The organism is Streptomyces marianii (assembly GCF_005795905.1).
Lineage (GTDB): Bacteria > Actinomycetota > Actinomycetes > Streptomycetales > Streptomycetaceae > Streptomyces > Streptomyces marianii.
This window is the reverse complement of record NZ_VAWE01000001.1, coordinates 3,463,231-3,480,561: the sequence shown is the minus strand read 5'-3', so window position 1 is coordinate 3,480,561 and position 17,331 is coordinate 3,463,231. Positions and strand designations below refer to the sequence as shown.

Annotated in this window: 13 protein-coding genes and 1 pseudogene; 3 read left to right on the top strand and 11 right to left on the bottom strand. The window is 71.8% G+C overall.

Annotated features, from left to right (window positions below):
• Positions 1-95: 95 nt before the first annotated feature.
• Complete coding sequence (fahA, locus tag FEF34_RS15590) at positions 96-1,325, bottom strand: fumarylacetoacetase (protein WP_138053728.1); 1,230 nt, start codon at positions 1,323-1,325, stop codon at positions 96-98.
• A gap of 208 nt (positions 1,326-1,533) precedes the next feature.
• Positions 1,534-2,598 (bottom strand): annotated as a pseudogene (locus tag FEF34_RS44480) (CocE/NonD family hydrolase); the annotation flags it as partial.
• Positions 2,599-2,882: 284 nt separating this feature from the next.
• Between FEF34_RS44480 and FEF34_RS15575 the strand changes: the two are divergent.
• Together FEF34_RS15575 and FEF34_RS15570 are read left to right on the top strand one after the other, a co-directional pair.
• On the top strand, positions 2,883-3,893 hold the full coding sequence (locus tag FEF34_RS15575) for a polyprenyl synthetase family protein (protein ID WP_138053726.1): 1,011 nt from the start codon (positions 2,883-2,885) through the stop codon (positions 3,891-3,893).
• 229 nt (positions 3,894-4,122) lie between these two features.
• Positions 4,123-5,376 carry a LolA family protein gene (locus FEF34_RS15570; RefSeq protein WP_138053725.1) on the top strand — a complete coding sequence of 418 codons (1,254 nt, stop codon included), beginning with the start codon at positions 4,123-4,125 and terminating at the stop codon, positions 5,374-5,376.
• A 136-nt stretch (positions 5,377-5,512) separates the two neighbouring features.
• On the opposite strand, the gene FEF34_RS15565 is transcribed toward FEF34_RS15570, so the two are convergent.
• From FEF34_RS15565 to FEF34_RS15550, 4 genes are all read right to left on the bottom strand, one after another.
• Positions 5,513-6,865: a M28 family metallopeptidase gene (locus FEF34_RS15565; RefSeq protein WP_138053724.1), complete on the bottom strand. Its 1,353-nt coding sequence runs from the start codon at positions 6,863-6,865 to the stop codon at positions 5,513-5,515.
• A gap of 309 nt (positions 6,866-7,174) precedes the next feature.
• A complete protein-coding gene (locus FEF34_RS15560; RefSeq protein WP_138053723.1) occupies positions 7,175-7,624 on the bottom strand; it encodes a VOC family protein in 450 nt (149 codons plus the stop codon).
• A 157-nt stretch (positions 7,625-7,781) separates the two neighbouring features.
• Positions 7,782-8,786: an EamA family transporter RarD gene (gene rarD, locus FEF34_RS15555; RefSeq protein WP_138053722.1), complete on the bottom strand. Its 1,005-nt coding sequence runs from the start codon at positions 8,784-8,786 to the stop codon at positions 7,782-7,784.
• A 100-nt stretch (positions 8,787-8,886) separates the two neighbouring features.
• Entirely contained in the window at positions 8,887-9,756 is an 870-nt protein-coding gene (locus FEF34_RS15550; protein ID WP_138053721.1) for an NAD(P)H-binding protein, read from the bottom strand.
• Positions 9,757-9,845: 89 nt separating this feature from the next.
• Here FEF34_RS15550 and FEF34_RS15545 point away from each other — a divergent pair, with 89 nt between their 5' ends.
• A complete protein-coding gene (locus FEF34_RS15545) occupies positions 9,846-10,244 on the top strand; it encodes a winged helix-turn-helix transcriptional regulator (RefSeq protein WP_138053720.1) in 399 nt (132 codons plus the stop codon).
• A gap of 38 nt (positions 10,245-10,282) precedes the next feature.
• Here the strand turns inward: FEF34_RS15545 and FEF34_RS15540 are convergent, their stop codons facing one another.
• The 5 genes from FEF34_RS15540 to FEF34_RS15520 form a co-directional block, all read right to left on the bottom strand.
• Positions 10,283-11,344 (bottom strand): 2-oxoacid:ferredoxin oxidoreductase subunit beta, encoded by a 1,062-nt coding sequence (locus FEF34_RS15540; protein WP_138053719.1) that lies wholly within the window; start codon positions 11,342-11,344, stop codon positions 10,283-10,285.
• Entirely contained in the window at positions 11,337-13,283 is a 1,947-nt protein-coding gene (locus FEF34_RS15535) for a 2-oxoacid:acceptor oxidoreductase subunit alpha (RefSeq protein ID WP_138053718.1), read from the bottom strand. The genes FEF34_RS15540 and FEF34_RS15535 overlap by 8 nt, the downstream gene beginning before the upstream one ends.
• 224 nt (positions 13,284-13,507) lie before the next feature.
• Positions 13,508-14,155, bottom strand: coding sequence for a response regulator transcription factor (locus FEF34_RS15530; protein ID WP_138057506.1), 648 nt, complete (start codon positions 14,153-14,155; stop codon positions 13,508-13,510).
• A 334-nt stretch (positions 14,156-14,489) separates the two neighbouring features.
• Positions 14,490-15,797: a sensor histidine kinase gene (locus tag FEF34_RS15525; RefSeq protein WP_138057505.1), complete on the bottom strand. Its 1,308-nt coding sequence runs from the start codon at positions 15,795-15,797 to the stop codon at positions 14,490-14,492.
• Positions 15,798-16,041: 244 nt separating this feature from the next.
• On the bottom strand, positions 16,042-17,214 hold the full coding sequence (locus tag FEF34_RS15520; protein WP_138053717.1) for a sensor histidine kinase: 1,173 nt from the start codon (positions 17,212-17,214) through the stop codon (positions 16,042-16,044).
• Positions 17,215-17,331: the final 117 nt, after the last annotated feature.

The following is a 17,331-nucleotide window of genomic DNA, read 5'->3' as shown; positions in this document are numbered from 1 at the left end:
CCGGCACCGCGGCGGTCAGAGGCCCGAGCAGGGCCCCTGACCCGAGGCCTTGGGCCGTGCGGGAGGCCACCGGGCCGCCCCGACCCGGCGGAGTCCTACTCGGCGGCGGGCGCGATCCGGCCGGTGACCTCGCCGAGGCCGACCTTCACGCCGTCGGGGCCCGGTGCCCACGCGGTGAGGGTGACCTCGTCGCCGTCCTCCAGGAACGTCCGCTTCCCGTACGGCAACTCGAGCGGATCACGGCCGTTCCAGGTGAGTTCGAGGAGCGAGCCGCGCTGGTGCACGTCGGGGCCGCTGACCGTGCCGGAGCCGTACAGGTCCCCGGTACGCAGCGAGGCGCCGTTGACGGTCATGTGGGCCAGCTGCTGGGCCGCGGTCCAGTACATGGTGGCGAACGGCGGCTCGGACACGATCTGCCCGTTGACGGCGACGGAGATACGCAGGTCGAAGCCACCCGGCTCCTCGTCGCCCGAGTCGTCGAGGTAGGGCAGCAGGCCGAAGTCCCGGGCGGGCGGGGAGACCCGTGCGGCGTCGAGGGCCTCCAGCGGGGTGACCCAGGCGGACACGGACGTGGCGAACGACTTGCCGAGGAACGGGCCGAGGGGCACGTACTCCCAGGCCTGGATGTCGCGCGCGGACCAGTCGTTGAGCAACTGGAGTCCGAAGACGTGGTCGCGGAAACCGTTCAGCGGGACGGGTCGGCCGAGTTCGGAGGGGGTGCCGACGACGAAGCCGACCTCCGCTTCGATGTCCAGCTTGACCGACGGGCCGAAGACGGGAGCCGGGTCGGCGGGGGCCTTCCGCTGTCCGGAGGGGCGGACGACCTCCGTGCCGGAGACGACGACGGTACCGGAGCGGCCGTGGTAACCGATCGGAAGATGCTTCCAGTTGGGCGTGAGCGGTTCGCCGTCCGGGCGGAAGATGCGGCCGACGTTGGTGGCGTGGTGCTCGCTGGCGTAGAAGTCGACGTAGTCGGCCACGTCGTAGGGGAGATGGAGCGTCACCGAGCCGAGCGGGTGGAGCAGCGGCTCGATGTCCCGGCGGTGGGCCGGCACCGTCACCCACGCGGTGAGCGCGCGCCGCACGTCCCGCCAGGCGGTGCGGCCGGCCGCGAGCAGCGGTCCCAGGCCGGGCTGGGCGAGCAGCGCGGCGTACGGGGAGCCGAGGGTGTGCGCCGCGGCGCCGGCGTCGAGCACGTGGCCGCCGATCCGGACCCCGAGCCGGCGCCGGTCCGGCTCGTCCGCCGTGGTGAAGACGCCGTACGGGAGGTTGTGCGGGCCGAAGGGATCGCCCTCGGCCAGATCGAGCGGGCTCTGCTCGGGCATCGGTGCTTGCCTCGCTTTCCACGTGTGTGGAGGACACGTTACGTGGACGGTGCAGTCGGCGTCAGGGCCCACTCGGACACCCGGCGCCCGCCCGGCGCGCCGGTCCCGTCAGCCCGCCCTCCTCGGGATCCGCCTCTGCCAGGTGCGGTGGAATACCACCTCGCGGCCGTGCCGGCACACCACCTCGTCGGTGGTCCTCGTCGCAGCCGATGTCGGAGCGGGTCTCGACCGTGGTGTCCCACGCCTGCTCCGGGCGATGGAGGCGGATCGTCCATTCGCACCGGGTCCTCGCGGACAGCGGGTCCCGTTCCCGGATCGTGTACGACTCCGCGCTCCGCTCCGTGAGTTCGAGGCCGTCCGGGTGGACGCGGGTGCCGCAGTCGCCGGAGAGTTCCAGCCGCCATTCACCCTTGGCCACATCGCGGACGATCAGCCGCCCGGGCGCGGCGGATCGAGTGTGACGGGGGTGACGACGCCGAGCGGCTCGGCGTGCTCGGGTGCCTCGAAGGCGATGGTGCCGCACGTCCCCGGGCCTTCGGGGGCACTGCGGACGGGGAGTTCGAGGAAGGAGCCGTCCGGGTCGAGGGTGAAACCCGCGGAGTCCGCACGGGGCCAGATCCAGGGCCAGTAGGCGGAGGAGACGGCCAGCCGGATGCGATGGCCGGGGGCGAAGGCGTGGCCGGCGCCAGTCCTCTCCGGCGTAGAGCGGGTCGGGCGGCCGGGCGCCGAAGGCGAGCAGGGTCGCGGCCCGGGAGGCGGTGCCTGCGGCGGCGACCGCGCCGCCGATGCGGTGCACGTCGTTGTCGTACCGGTCGTCGGTGGAGCAGACCGCGACGACGGCCTTCAGTGGCTCCGGCGCGAGCGCCGCGATCTGCAGGGCGCTGGTGCCGCCCCAGGACATCCCGAACATGCCCACGCGGCCCGAGCACCACGGCTCCCGGGCGAGCCATTCGACGACGGCCGCCCCGTCCGCCGGCCCGGCCGCCGGGTACTCGTCGCCGGGCACGCCCCCGCTGTTGCCGTGGCCGCGGACGTCGACGCGTACGGAGGCGTAGCCGTGCCCCGCGTACCAGGGGTGGCGCTGCCGGTCCGAGGCCGCGGTCCGGTCGCTCAGCCGGCAGGGGAGGTATTCGAGCAGGGCGGGGACGGGCTCGTCGGTGACCGGCCGCCAGACGCGGCCGTAGAGCAGGGTGGTGCCCCCGGAGACGCCGGGCACCGGGATGCGGACGTCGTCCTGGCGGGTCTCGTACGGGTAGTCGGTGCGGATCCTCATGACGCAGGCCCCGGCGGATCCGGCACACCCCTCCGGGTGTCCGCGCCCGCCGGGAGGAAGGGGGCGCGGTGGGCTTCGGCGGGCGGGTGTGCGCGCGTCCCGGCGGGCACCATCGAGATTCCAGACAAAACTCTCACATCCAGTCGTATGGGCTGATCGCGAACATACCGGGGGAGGCGGGAAGGCGCCCATGGTGATCGAAAGGCGACCGGATACGCTGACTTGAGTGGTGACAGCGACACATCGACAATCCGTGTGATCGTCAGCAGACAGGAGTACCTCTCGTGACCGTCGTCGGGCCGTTCGGGCTGAGCGTGCGGGACCAGGCTCTTGAGGCCGATGTCCAGACCGGATTGGCGGCTGTCGAGTCGGGGCTGCTCGACGCCACCAAGAGCGAGGTGCCCTTCATCACGGAGGCCGCGCAGCACCTCGTCCGGGCCGGCGGGAAGCGGTTCCGGCCGCTCCTGGTGATGTTGGCCGCCCAGTTCGGCGACCCGGACGCACCGGGGATCGTGCCCTCGGCCGTCGTCGTCGAGCTCACCCACCTGGCGACGCTGTACCACGACGACGTGATGGACGAGGCCGAGGTGCGTCGTGGGGTGCCCAGCGCCAACGTCCGCTGGGGGAACTCCCTGGCCGTCCTCACCGGCGACTTCCTCTTCGCCCGAGCCTCGCACATCCTGGCCGACCTCGGCCCCGAGGCGGTCCGTATCCAGGCCGAGGCGTTCGAACGTCTCGTGACCGGCCAGATCCTGGAGACGGCCGGTCCCCGCGACGGCCGCGACCCGGTCGAGCACTACCTGGACGTCCTCCGGGGCAAGACGGGATCGCTGGTTGCCGTGTCCTGCCGTTTCGGCGCGATGATGTCGGGCGCCGACGAGCGGATCACCGACGTCCTCACCCAGTACGGCGAGCGCCTCGGTGTCGCCTTCCAGCTCGCCGACGACGTCCTCGACATCGCGTCCGACTCCCACGAGTCCGGGAAGACTCCCGGCACCGATCTGCGCGAGGGCATCGCCACCCTGCCGGTGCTCCGGTTGCAGGAGCAGGCGGCCGCGCACGGCCGGCCCGAGGACCTGGAGCTCCTCGAGCTGCTCGCCGGCGATCTGACGGACGACGCCCGGCACGCCGAGGCACTGGCGCGGCTGCGGGTCCACTCGGCTCTCGAGCAGGCCCGGCGCGACACCGTGCGGTACGCGCAGGAGGCTCGCGCGATGCTGGCGGCGCTCCCCGAGTGCACCGCGAGGGCCGCGCTGGAGGAGCTGTGCGACGCGGTGGTCCACCGCGCGGGCTGACGCCCGCCTCCTCCCGACCCCTACTGGACGGGTGACGGAACCGGCCATCGGCTCATACCGCAGCAGTACGCGGAGTTGATCCCGGGGGCTGACGCGTGCGGCGGCCCCATTTGGTCAGATGGAGACAACCACTCCTCACCGGACCGACCGATACGGGTGAGAATGGCGGCGCGGGGTGGACTCGTGCACTGGACGGACGACGCCGCCGATCACGGAGGTAGGGCACACCATGGCACCGAACGACACCGCACGGACCACCGACGAGGCAGGGGAGGACAGCGTCGCCCGCCGCAAGGCGGCGCGCTACGCCGTCCCGGTCGCGGTGGCGGGAGTCGCCGCGGCGACCATCGGGCTCGTCCCGGCGCTCGCCGCGTCCGGCGACCCCGATCTGCCGGACATCACGGCACAGGAGCTCATCGCGAAGATCGCGGCGTCGGACACCGAGCAGCTGTCCGGCACGGTCAAGATCAGCACCGACCTGGGACTCCCGTCGCTCGGCGGGCTGGCCGGCGGCGCCGCGGGCGGCCTCGCACCCGGGGGCGGCGACGGCGGTTCGTCCGCCTCGCCCGAGGCCAAGCTGATGGAACTGGCGTCCGGCACCCACACACTGCGGATCGCGGCCGACGGCCCCGACCGGCAGAAGCTGTCGATCCTGGGCGAGGCCTCGGAGTACAGCGTCATCCACAACGGCGACGACGTCTGGGCGTACGACAGCGGGTCCGACGAGGTCTTCCACGGCAAGGACGCCGGGGCGGGCGCCGAGCGGGAGCAGCGGGCCCCGAAGGAGCTGCCCGCCACCCCGAAGGACCTCGCCGACGAGGTGCTGAAGGCGGCCGGAGACACCACCTCGGTGACCGTCGACGGCACGGCCCGGATCGCGGGCCGCGACGCGTACCAGCTGCTCGTCGAGCCCAAGCAGAGCGGCTCGACCGTCGACTCCGTCAGGATCGCGGTGGACGCGGAGAACGGCGTGCCGCTGAAGTTCACCCTGCTGCCCAGCGGCGGCGGCAAGGCAGTGGTCGACGCGGGCTTCACCAAGGTCGACTTCTCCCGGCCCGCCGCGTCGACCTTCGACTTCACCCCGCCGAAGGGCGCGAAGGTCACCGAGGCGGACGAGCTCAACAGCCGCGAGAAAGGTGCGCCCAAGCACGCCGAGGGCCTGACGGGCCTCGAGGGCCCGGGGCCGGCCGGTCTGGCCGGCGAGGACGGCCGGGGGGTGAACGTCATCGGTGAGGGCTGGACCGCCATCGCCGAGATCACCACCTCGGGCGGCAAGGGCTCCACCGCCGCGAAGCCGGGCGACGCCCCGCCGGAGGCCCAGCAGTTCCTGGACGCCCTCGGCGACCGGGTCGAGGGCGACTTCGGCACCGGCACGGTCTTCAAGACCCGTCTGGTCAACGCCCTGATGACCGACGGCGGCAAGGTGTACGTCGGCGCGGTCACCCAGGACGCCCTCGTCAAGGCGGCGAACGCGGCGAAGTAGCACGGCCGGGGTGCGGGGCGCTCCACGGCCGTCCCGCACTCTTGTACGTGCCCCGGCCCCGTGGACGACCGCATGCGCACACGGTGTTCTTGTGCGCATGCGGCCTGTGGGGGGTGGGTCCGAGGGTGCCGCCGGCTCAGAAGGTGAGCTGCCAGCTGTCGATGTAGCCGGTGTCGTAGCGGGCGACGTCCTGGACCCGCAGGTTCCAGGTGCCGTTGGCCACCTCGCTGGAGGCGTTCACGGTGTACGTGGCGATGACGTTGTCCGCGGAGTCGCTGCCGCTGGAGTTCTTCAGGCGGTACGCGGTGCCGTCCGGTGCCAGCAGGTCGATGACGAGGTCACCGCGCCAGGTGTGCTTGATGTCCACGCCCACCTTCAGGGTGGCCGGCGCGTTGCCCGTGCGGCCGGAGACGGTGACGGACGAGGTCACGGCGGCGCCGTTGTCCGGGATGGCGACGTCCGCGGTGGCCTCGTAGACGTCGCCGGGCGGAACGGTCGACCCGGCGGACAGGGTCCAGACGGCGTGTGCGATGGCGTCGCTGTTCCGGTCGAGCGCGGTGTCGTTGATGTTCGACGTGGTGTCGCAGGACGAGTGGTAGCAGCGGTCGAAGGCCTGTCCGGCCGTACCGCCCCACTTCTGGGCCTGCGCGCTCGACTTGGTGCGGCTGGCGCCGGTGAACAGACCGCCCACCGCTATGCCGACGTTCTTGAACGAGGCGTGGTCCGAACGGCCGTCGCCCTCGGTCTCGATCTCGGTCGGTACACCGAGTCCGGCGTAGAAGTCCTTGAAGGTCTGCTCGATCGCCGGGTCGTCGTCGTAGACGAAGTAGCCGGGGTTCGGCGACCCGATCATGTCGAAGTTGAGATAGCCGGAGACCTTCGAACGCTCGGCGGAGGGGAGGTTGTTGACGTAGTACCGGGAGCCGACGAGCCCCAGCTCCTCCGCTCCCCACCAGGCGAAGCGCAGATGCTTCTCCGGTTGCAGCTGGGCCCGGGAGACGGCGAGTGCCGTCTCCAGCACACCGGCCGAACCGGAGCCGTTGTCGTTCATTCCCGGTCCCGAGCTCACGGAGTCGAGATGGGCCCCGGCCATCAGCACCTGGTTGGGGTCGCCGCCCGGCCAGTCGGCGATCAGGTTGTAGCCGGTGGCGCCCGAGGAGGTGAACTGCTGGACGGTGGTGGTGAATCCGGCCGCGTCCAGCTTGGCCTTCACATAGTCGATCGACGCCTTGTAGCCGGGCCGGCCGTGGGCGCGGTTGCCGCCGTTGGCACCGGCGATGGACTGCAGTTCGGACAGATGGGCCTTGACGTTGGCGAGTGGTATGTCCGGCGCGGCGAGCGCCGCCGGGGAAGTGGCGGCGCTCGCCCGGGAGTCGGGTGCGGAGGCGGGTGGTCCACCGGCCGCGGTCGCCGGAACGGCCGCGGTGAGCAGCCCGGCGAGGGCCAGTGCCGCGGCGGCGGCGGTACGTCTGTGCGCGGAGTGACTCATGTGGGGGCTCCGGATTCCGTACGGGGACAGGACGGAACGTGCGGGACTCCCCGCGACGACGGCGTCGCAGGGTGCTGGAGCTGTGCGCGGTACGGCAGTGTGCGGTGCGGCTGTGTGCTGAATGTTCAGTGAGATGATGACTGACCGTCAAGGGCGGAAACCGGTCAGTCGGGTTCGATAGACGGACATCTCGGAACGGTCAAGTCCACAAGGCTTTTTGAGCAAGTGCAGCCCGCTGCCTCCCGGCTGCGGGCACTGTGCCCCCGCGGCCGCGGCCGCGTGCGGGTGCAGGGACGGGCGTGTTTCGCCCTAGTGGACGCAGAACTCGTTGCCCTCCGGGTCCTGCATCACGCACCACTCCCCGCCCGGTTCCTTCACCCTGCGCAGCACGCTCGCACCGAGTTCCTCCAGCCGGGACACCTCCTCGTCACGCCGGCCCGGGCCGGGGTGGAGGTCGAGGTGGAGGCGGTTCTTGGCCGTCTTGGCCTCCGGCACCCGCTGGAACAGCAGCCGCCTGCCGAGTCCCGTGCCGGTCGCCTCCTCGTACGGGTCGTCCGGATGCCGGACGGCGGCCAGATCCCGCCATGCGCGGCGGCCGTGCCACTCGGTGGTCAGGGCCTCGGGGACGGTGCCCCGCTCCAACAGGCCCTCGATCAGGGCGCTGTTGTCCTCCGTTCGGTAGCCGAGGGCCCCGGACCAGAAGTCGGCCTGGGCGAGCGGATCGGTTGCGTCGATCACGAGCTTCCAGTGCAACGTCATGCGACCCGTTATAGAGGAGCCGCGTGGGCGCTGGCGGGCGGTCGTGGAGCGGTTGACGAACATCACACTTCCCGGAGGGGGCTGACGCGCCGCCGGCCGCACGGCCGGACGTCGCGTGCACCGCGGTACGGACGCGCCGCGGACTCTCCGTCCGTCGTCAGGCCGCAGGCTCCGGCCGCCGCACGGTCGCGGATTCCGGGGAAGCCGGTGCCTGGGGTGCGGCTCCCGCCGCGGCCGCGGCCCGGGCCGCGGCCGCGAGGCGCGCCGCCTCGGCCCGGGTACGACGGGCGTTGCGCAGCGCGTCCCAGGTGAGGATCGTCAGCGCCAGCCACACCAGCGAGAAGCCGGCCCACCGCTCGGCTGGCATGGCCTCGTGGAAGTAGAGGACGCCCAGCAGGAACTGGAACACCGGCGCCAGGTACTGCAGGAGCCCCAGCGTCGACAGCGGCACCCGGATCGCGGCCGCGCCGAAGCAGATCAGCGGTACGGCGGTGACGACTCCGGTGGCGGCGAGCAGCGCGGCGTGGCCGGCACCGTGCGCGCCGAAGTCGGCCGCGCCCCGGGAGCCCAGCCACAGCAGATAGGCGAGGGCCGGCAGGAACTGCACCGCGGTCTCGGCGGCCAGCGACTCCAGGCCGCCGATGTTGGTCTTCTTCTTCAGCAGCCCGTAGACGGCGAACGAGAAGGCCAGGACCAGTGAGATCCACGGCGGCCGTCCGTACCCGACCGTGAGTACGAGCACCGCGGCCAGGCCGACGCCGACGGCCGTCCACTGCGCGGGCCGCAGCCGCTCCTTCAGCAGCAGCACGCCCATGGCGATGGTGACCAGGGGGTTGATGAAGTAGCCGAGCGACGCCTCCACCACCTGGCCCGCGTTGACGGCCCAGATGTACACGCCCCAGTTGACCGTGATCACGGCGGCGGCGACGGTGATCAGCCCCAGCTTGCGCGGGTCGCGCAGCAGGGGGCGCAGCCATCCCCAGCGGCGCAGCACCAGCAGGGCGACGCCGACGACCGCCAGCGACCAGACCATGCGATGGGCGAGGATCTCGACGGCGCCGGCCGGCTTCAGCAGCGGCCAGAAGAGCGGCACCAGCCCCCACATCCCGTAGGCGCCCATCCCGTACAGCAGGCCCATGCGCTGCTCGTTGTCCGCCTTCACTTGCCCTCCCGCCGCCCTGCACCGCGCTGTCCTGGTCGAAGGTAGCGCCGAGCAGGGCGGGCTGTCATGTCCGTATCGCCATACGGTCATGACGTGGTGTTCAGTGGTGTGCCAGGGCCGTCGCGGCGGTCTCCGCGAGCGGGGTGGTCGGCCGGCCGATGAGGCGGGCGAGGTCGCCGTCCCCGCGGGCCAGCAGGCCCCGTTCGACGGCGCGGTCCACGTCGACGAGGATCGCGGCGAAGGGTGCGGGCACGCCGGCACCGGTGAGGATCTCCAGGTGCGTCTCGGCGGGGACGTTCCGGTGGGCGATCTCCCTGCCCGACTGCTTCGCGACCTCGGCCGCGTACTCGGCCAGCGACCAGGCGGTGTCGCCGCTGAGCTCGTAGGCCCGGCCGAGATGGCCCTCCCCGGTGAGGACGGCTGCCGCCGCGGCCGCGTAGTCGGCGCGCTCGGCGGAGGCGATCCTGCCCTCGCCCGCGTTGGCGACGACCGCGCCGTGCTCCAGGATCGGGGTGAGCCGCTCCGTGTGGTTCTCGGTGTACCAGCCGTTGCGCAGGAAGGTGTACGGCAGGCCGGAGTCGAGGATCGCCTGCTCGGTGGCCCTGTGCTCGGCCGCGAGCTCGAAGTCCGCCTCGGGGCCGCCCAGGATGCCCGTGTACGCGAGCTGGGCGACGCCCGCAGCCCGCGCGGCGGCGACGACGGCCGTGTCCGTGTGCTGCGGAACGCGCCGCCCCACCTCGTTCCCGGAGACCAGCAGGACCCGGTCGCCGGTGCGGAAGGCGCCGGCGAGCGTCGCGGGGGCGTCGTAGTCGGCGACGCGCAGCTCGATTCCGTGTGCCGCGAGGTCCGCGGCCTTGTCCTTGTCGCGCACCACCGCGGCGATGCCGGCGGCCGGTACGCCCGTCTCCAGGAGGCGCTCGACGACGAGGCGGCCGAGGCGTCCGGTGGCTCCGGTGACGACGATGCTCATGTGGGTTCTCCGTTCGCTGGGGCTTCGGCACCGACGCTACGGCTAGCGCTGTTTATTCGAAAGTACCCACTTTGAAGTAAGGTACTGATATGAGCGTGAGCCCGCAGGTCGCAGCCATTCCCGCGTGGAGGCCCGACGTCAACGAGAAGCTGTGCCCGTCCCGCGTGGTACTGGAGCACGTCACCAGCAGGTGGGGCGTCCTGGCGCTGGCCGCGCTGCTGGAGCGCTCGTACCGCTTCAGCGAACTGCGCCGCGCCATCGGCGGCGTCAGCGAGAAGATGCTGGCGCAGACCTTGCAGACGCTGGAACGCGACGGGTTCGTGCACCGCGACGCCAAACCCGTCATCCCGCCGCGCGTCGACTACTCCCTCACGGACCTCGGCCGCGAGGCCGGCGAACAGGTGTGGGCGCTGGCGCGGTGGGCCGAGCGGCGGCTCGGCGACGTGGAGCGGGCACGCGCGGAGTACGACGGGGCCCGGACCTCCTGATCGGAGGTCCGGGCCCGGTGTCCGCGGGGGGAGCCGCGTCAGCCGACGACGGTCCAGGTGTCGTTGCCCGAGAGCAGGGCCCCCAGGTCGCCCTTGCCGTTCTGCTCGATCGCGGCATCGAGCTGGTCGGCCATCAGGGTGTCGTAGACGGGGCGCTCGACGCTGCGGAACACCCCGATGGGCGTCTGGTGCAGCGTGTCCGGGTCGGCCAGCCGGGACAGCGCGAACGCGGTCGTCGGGCTGGCGCTGTGGGCGTCGTGGACCAGGATCTGCGCCTCGTTCTCGGCGGTGACCGTGACGACCTTGAGATCGCCGGTGGCCTGGTCCCGCACCACGCCCTTGGAGTCGCCGCCGCCGAAGCGGATCGGCTGTCCGTGCTCCAGCCGGATCACCGCCTCCTCGGCCTGCTCCTTGTCCTTCAGGGCTTCGAAGGCGCCGTCGTTGAAGATGTTGCAGTTCTGGTAGATCTCCACGAGGGCCGTGCCCGGGTGGTCCGCCGCCGCGCGCAGCACCTCGGTGAGGTGCTTGCGGTCGGAGTCGATCGTGCGGGCGACGAACGACGCCTCGGCGCCGATGGCCAGTGACACCGGGTTGAACGGTGCGTCCAGCGAGCCCATCGGGGTCGATTTGGTGATCTTGCCGAGCTCGGAGGTAGGGGAGTACTGGCCCTTCGTCAGACCGTAGATCCGGTTGTTGAACAGCAGGATCTTGAGGTTGACGTTGCGGCGGAGGGCGTGGATGAGGTGGTTGCCGCCGATGGACAGCGCGTCCCCGTCACCCGTGACGACCCACACGCTGAGGTCGCGGCGGGAGGAGGCGAGGCCGGTCGCGATCGCGGGGGCGCGGCCGTGGATCGAGTGCATCCCGTAGGTGTTCATGTAGTACGGGAAGCGGGAGGAACAGCCGATGCCGGAGACGAAGACGATGTTCTCCTTCGCCAGGCCGAGCTCGGGCATGAACCCCTGCACGGCGGCGAGGATCGCGTAGTCACCGCAGCCCGGACACCAGCGGACCTCCTGGTCCGACTTGAAGTCCTTCATGGACTGCTTGGCCTCGGCCTTGGGAACCAGGGACAGCAGTGTGGACGCTGTCTCAGTCATCGATGGCCTCCTTGAGAGCCGCCGCGAGCTGCTCGGCCTTGAACGGCATTCCGTTGACCTGGTTGTACGAGTGCGCGTCTACCAGGAACCTCGCCCGGATCAGCGTGGCGAGCTGGCCGAGGTTCATCTCCGGCACCACTACCTTGTCGTAACGCCCGAGGACCTCCCCGAGATTCCCGGGGAACGGGTTGAGGTGCCGCAGATGGGCCTGCGCCACGGCGCCGCCCTCCCGGCGGATGCGGCGGACCGCCGCGGTGATCGGCCCGTACGTGGAACCCCAGCCGAGGACCAGCGTCCTCGCGCCGTCCGGGTCGTCGACCTCGACGTCCGGGACCTCGATGCCGTCGATCTTGGCCTGCCGGGTGCGGACCATGAGGTCGTGGTTCGCCGGGTCGTAGGAGATGTTTCCGGTGCCGTCCTGCTTCTCGATGCCGCCGATCCGGTGCTCCAGCCCCGGTGTGCCGGGCACCGCCCACGGGCGGGCAAGCGTCTGCGGATCCCGTTTGTAGGGCCAGAACACCTCGGTGCCGTCGTCGAGGGTGTGGTTCGGGCCCGTGGCGAACTGGGTCCGCAGGTCCGGCAGCTCGTCGAGGTCCGGGATCCGCCACGGCTCGGAGCCGTTGGCGAGGTACCCGTCGGACAGCAGGAGCACCGGGGTGCGGTACGTCAGCGCGATCCGGGCCGCGTCCAGTGCCGCGTCGAAGCAGTCCGCCGGGGTGCGGGGCGCGACCACCGGCACCGGAGCCTCGCCGTTGCGGCCGTACATCGCCTGCAGCAGGTCGGCCTGCTCGGTCTTGGTCGGCAGACCGGTCGAGGGCCCGCCGCGCTGGATGTCGACGACCAGCAGCGGCAGCTCCAGCGACACCGCCAGGCCGACGGTCTCCGACTTCAGCGCCACACCGGGGCCGGACGTGGTGGTCACGGCGAGCGAGCCGCCGAACGCGGCACCGAGCGCCGCGCCGATGCCGGCGATCTCGTCCTCCGCCTGGAAGGTGCGCACGCCGAAGTTCTTGTGCCGGGACAGCTCGTGCAGGATGTCCGAGGCCGGGGTGATCGGGTACGAGCCCAGATACAGCGGCAGGTCGGCCTGCCGGGACGCGGCGATCAGCCCGTAGGACAGGGCCAGGTTCCCGGAGATGTTGCGGTACGTGCCGGTCGGGAACGCGGTGTCGGCGGGCGCGACCTCGTAGGAGACGGCGAAGTCCTCGGTCGTCTCCCCGAAGTTCCAGCCGGCCCGGAACGCCGCCACGTTCGCCTCGGCGATCTGCGGCTTCTTGGCGAACTTGGCTCTCAGGAACTTCTCGGTGCCCTCGGTCGGCCGGTGGTACATCCACGACAGCAGGCCGAGCGCGAACATGTTCTTGGACCGCTCGGCCTCCTTGCGGGAGAGACCGAACTCCTTGAGCGCCTCGATCGTGAGCGTGGTCAGGGGGACGGGGTGCACGCTGTAGCCGTCCAGCGAGCCGTCCTCCAGGGGGGAGGTCTCGTAGCCGACCTTGGCCATCGCGCGCTTGGCGAATTCGTCGGTGTTGACGATGATCTCGCCGCCGCGCGGCACATCGGCGATGTTGGCCTTCAGCGCGGCCGGGTTCATCGCCACCAGCACATGGGGTGCGTCGCCGGGGGTGAGGATGTCGTGGTCGGCGAAATGCACCTGGAAGCTGGACACGCCCGGAAGGGTGCCGGCGGGCGCCCGGATCTCGGCCGGGAAGTTGGGCAGGGTCGACAGGTCGTTCCCGTACGACGCCGTCTCCGAAGTGAAACGGTCACCCGTCAGCTGCATACCGTCACCGGAGTCACCCGCGAAGCGAATGATCACCCGGTCCAGCTGGCGTACTTCCTTCTCGCCGGGAGGCCGTCGCTGCCCCCCGACGAGGGCCTCCCCGGCCTCGTCTGCCTCGTCCGCGTGCTCTGCTGGGCTGCTGACCTGGCTGGTCACTGAACTGGACCTCCCTCGAGGCGGCTGGGCTGCGGCCGGCGCACCGGTCGCTCCAAGGTCAACCCTACGTCCGTGAGCATCGCCTTCTCCGGACCGCTCACATGTCGGACGTCGATCTGAGATACCGCCGTGTCCTGGTTTGCCATGTTCCGTTCGCCCCCCGGTTCGTTCGGTAAGACGCTCCCCCGCGATCGATCGTTGCTACCTGACAGAGTGTCAGGTGTTCAGGATTCCAGATAGGTGAGCACGGCCAGTACACGCCGATGGTCACCGTCACTGGGGGACAGTCCGAGCTTCAGGAAGATGTTGCTCACGTGCTTCTCCACGGCGCCGTCGCTCACCACGAGCTGCCGTGCGATCGCCGAGTTCGTCCTGCCCTCCGCCATCAGGCCCAGCACCTCGCGCTCCCGGGGAGTGAGGCCGGCGAGCACGTCCTGCTTCCGGCTCCGCCCCAGCAGCTGCGCCACGACCTCCGGGTCCAGCGCCGTCCCGCCGCCGGCCACCCGGACGACCGCGTCCACGAACTCCGTGACCTCGGCGACCCGGTCCTTCAGCAGATAGCCCACACTGCGGCTGTTCCCCGCGAGCAGCTCCGTGGCGTACCGCTCCTCCACGTACTGCGACAGCACCAGCACACCCAGTCCCGGGTGGTCCCTGCGCAGCCGGACGGCCGCGCGGACGCCCTCGTCCGTGTGCGTGGGCGGCATCCGCACGTCCGCGACGACGACGTCGGGAAGGCCGTCCTGCGCGGCCAGGTCCCCGATGGTCCTGATCAGCGCGTCGGCGTCCCCGACGCCCGCGACGACGTGGTGGCCGCGGTCGGTGAGCAACCGGGTGAGGCCCTCGCGGAGCAGTACGGAGTCCTCGGCGATGACGACGCGGACGGCGCGCGCTCCGGCCCCGGCTTTCCCGGGGGGCGCGGCGTGCCTCGTGAGGGCGTCGGTCTCGTGCTCCACGGCGGTGCGTCCCCCTGCGGTCGTTGTGCGTGGTCCTCGGCCTGCGTCCGGCTGTCGCAGTCCGGTCGCCCCCCAGCATCGCACCGTTAACACGGCCGGGCAGGCGTTTCGCCTCCGCGGCGGCGCAGGTCGAGCGGGCCGGGTGCCGGTCCTCGGGCGTGGAGTGGGGTCCGGGCGAGCGGTCCGTGTCCGTGCCCGGATCCGGTGGGCTTTCGTGCGGATGCCCCGTGCCCGCCCCGACTCGGAGGCGTCACGCGCGCCAGGGGAGTTCCGCTGTGATGGTTGTGGGTCCGCCGGTGGGGGAGTCGATGACGAGTAGGCCGTCGACGGCTCCGAGTCGTTCGGTCAGGCCTCCGAGGCCGCCGCCTGCTGGGTCTGCTCCGCCGTGTCCGTCGTCGGTCACCTGGATCAGCAGGCGGTTGTCGCGTCGCCGTACGTCGATGGAGGCCGTGCGTGCTGCGCTGTGTTTGCTGACGTTCTGCAGGAGCTCGGAGACGGTGAAGTACGCGATGCCCTCGATGGCCTGCGCGGGTCGGGTGGGCAGGTCCACCTCGACGCGTACGGGGACGGTGCAGCGGGAGGCGAGGGAGGAGAGTGCGGCGTCGAGGCCGCGGTCGGTGAGGACGGCCGGGTGGATGCCGCGGGCCAGGTCGCGGAGCTCCTGGAGGGCCAGTTTCACCTCGCCGTGGGCTTCGTCGACCATGGCGGCGGCCGCGTCGGGGTCCTCCGGCAGTTTCTCCTTGGCGAGCCCGAGGCCCATGGCGAGGGCGACGAGCCGGGCCTGGGCGCCGTCGTGCAGATCGCGTTCGATGCGCCGCAGGTCCGCGGCTGCGGTGTCCACGACGACACCGCGGTCGGACTCCAGCTCCATGACCCGGCCCTCGAGCCGGGAGGGGCCGAGCAGCCCGGTGACGAGGAACCGGTCCACCGTGGCCAGACCGCGGATGACCCAGGGCGCGACCAGGGTGAGCAGCAGTCCGATCGCGCTCGTCACGGCGAGCTCGAACGGGGAGTCGAGGTAGACGCTGTGCGTGCCGTCGCCGTACAGCTGGAGCCCGTCGATCCCGGCGTAGACGGGGAAGACCCACTGCCACAGCGGATACGTCAGCAGGCACCAGCCGTAGCTCCAGAAGGAAAGGGAGACCGAGAAGGCGAAGACCGCCCACGGCATGTGCACCAGGGCGTAGAGGAGGTGCCGCCAGGACACCCCGCTCCTCAGCACGGCGCCCATCCAGCCGAGCGCGCCGTCGCTCCGTGGCCGTACCGGCGCGGGATCTGCCACGTCGAGCCGGAGCAGCGCCCGCGCACGGGCGCGCTCCACCGCACCGAAGCCCCGGCACATGGCGAGCGCGCCGGCGAGGACCGGGATCCCGAGGAACGTGACCACCAGCCCGGCACCGGCCGCGGTCAGCGACAGCGCCAGGGCGAAGAACACGACGCCGAGGGGCAGGCTCAGCAGGAGGTAACCGAACTCGCGCCAGGTGCGGCCCTCGAACGGGGCCCGCAGCGCCGGGGGGAGGCTGTGGACCCGGGTCCCGGATCGGTGTGCCGTGGCCATCGTGTCGTCCGTTCTGCTCGTCAGGTCGGCGGTGGTGCGCCGCGGGTGCGCGGTGCTCACGCTCAAGGCTCGCGGTGTCGCCGGGCCCGCACCATGTGGCCCTTCTCCGGGTTCTCCGGGGGTTTTCCCCACCCCGTCGGTCGGAGGGCGTGCCGGGCCATGCCGTCAGCCGCCGGAGGACGAGCGCGGCCGCACCGGTCGGGTTCCCGTGCGGATGCCCCGTGCCCGCCCCGACTCGGAGGCGTCACGCGCGCCAGGGGAGTTCCGCTGTGATGGTTGTGGGTCCGCCGGTGGGGGAGTCGATGACGAGTTGGCCGTCGACGGCTCCGAGTCGTTCGGTCAGGCCTCCGAGGCCGCCGCCTGCTGGGTCTGCTCCGCCGTGTCCGTCGTCGGTCACCTGGATCAGCAGGCGGTTGTCGCGTCGCCGTACGTCGATGGAGGCGGTGCGTGCTGCGCTGTGTTTGCTGACGTTCTGCAGGAGCTCGGAGGCGGTGAAGTACGCGATGCCCTCGATGGCCTGCGTGGGGCGGGTGGGCAGGTCCACCTCGACGCGTACGGGGACGGTGCAGCGGGAGGCGAGGGAGGAGAGTGCGGCGTCGAGGCCGCGGTCGGTGAGGACGGCCGGGTGGATGCCGCGGGCCAGGTCGCGGAGCTCCTGGAGGGCCAGTTTCACCTCGCCGTGGGCTTCGTCGACCATGGCGGCGGCCGCGTCGGGGTCCTCCGGCAGTTTCTCCTTGGCGAGCCCGAGGCCCATGGCGAGGGCGACGAGCCGGGCCTGGGCGCCGTCGTGCAGATCGCGTTCGATGCGCCGCAGGTCCGCGGCTGCGGTGTCCACGATGACACCGCGGTCGGACTCCAGCTCCATGATGCGCCGCTCCAGCTCGTCGGACGGCGAGAGCAGTCCCCGGACCATCGCCCGGTCGACGTTGGCCAGGGCCCGGACGACGAAGGGCAGCAACGGCCAGAGCACGAGCAGTCCCACCAGCGTGACGGTGAAGGACAGGACCGCCCAGGGGAGCCTGATGAACGCGTACAGCATGGTCCGCCAGCCCACCGGGTCCTTCAGCGCGTTCCACAGCCTGCCGAGGAGCCCCGCTCCCGGGCGGCGGGGGAGCCGGCTCGGCTCGTCCACCCGCACGCCGAGCAGCGCCCGGGCCCGGGCCCGCTCCCCGCGCCCGAGGAGGCGTGCGCCGGCCAGTCCGCCCGCGAGCAGCGGCAGCCCGACGACCGTCACCGACAGCCCGGCGCCGACCGCGACCACGGTCACCGTGTAGACGAACCCGGCGAGGGCGACCGGCAGGTCGGAGAGGAGATGGGCGATCTCCCTCCAGGTGTGCCGGTCGTAGGCGGGGCGGGCCGGCGGCGGCCCGTCGAGCCCGTACCCGGGGGCGTCGGGAGAACTGCTGGTAGCGGTCATGCGGGACAGCCTGCACGGTCGCGTTCGCGCATGCCATGGGGTACGTGGGAGGGGGCGGAGGGGGGATATCCCCACCGGGGCGGTGCCCGTTCCGGTCCGATGAGTGGCACGGCTGCT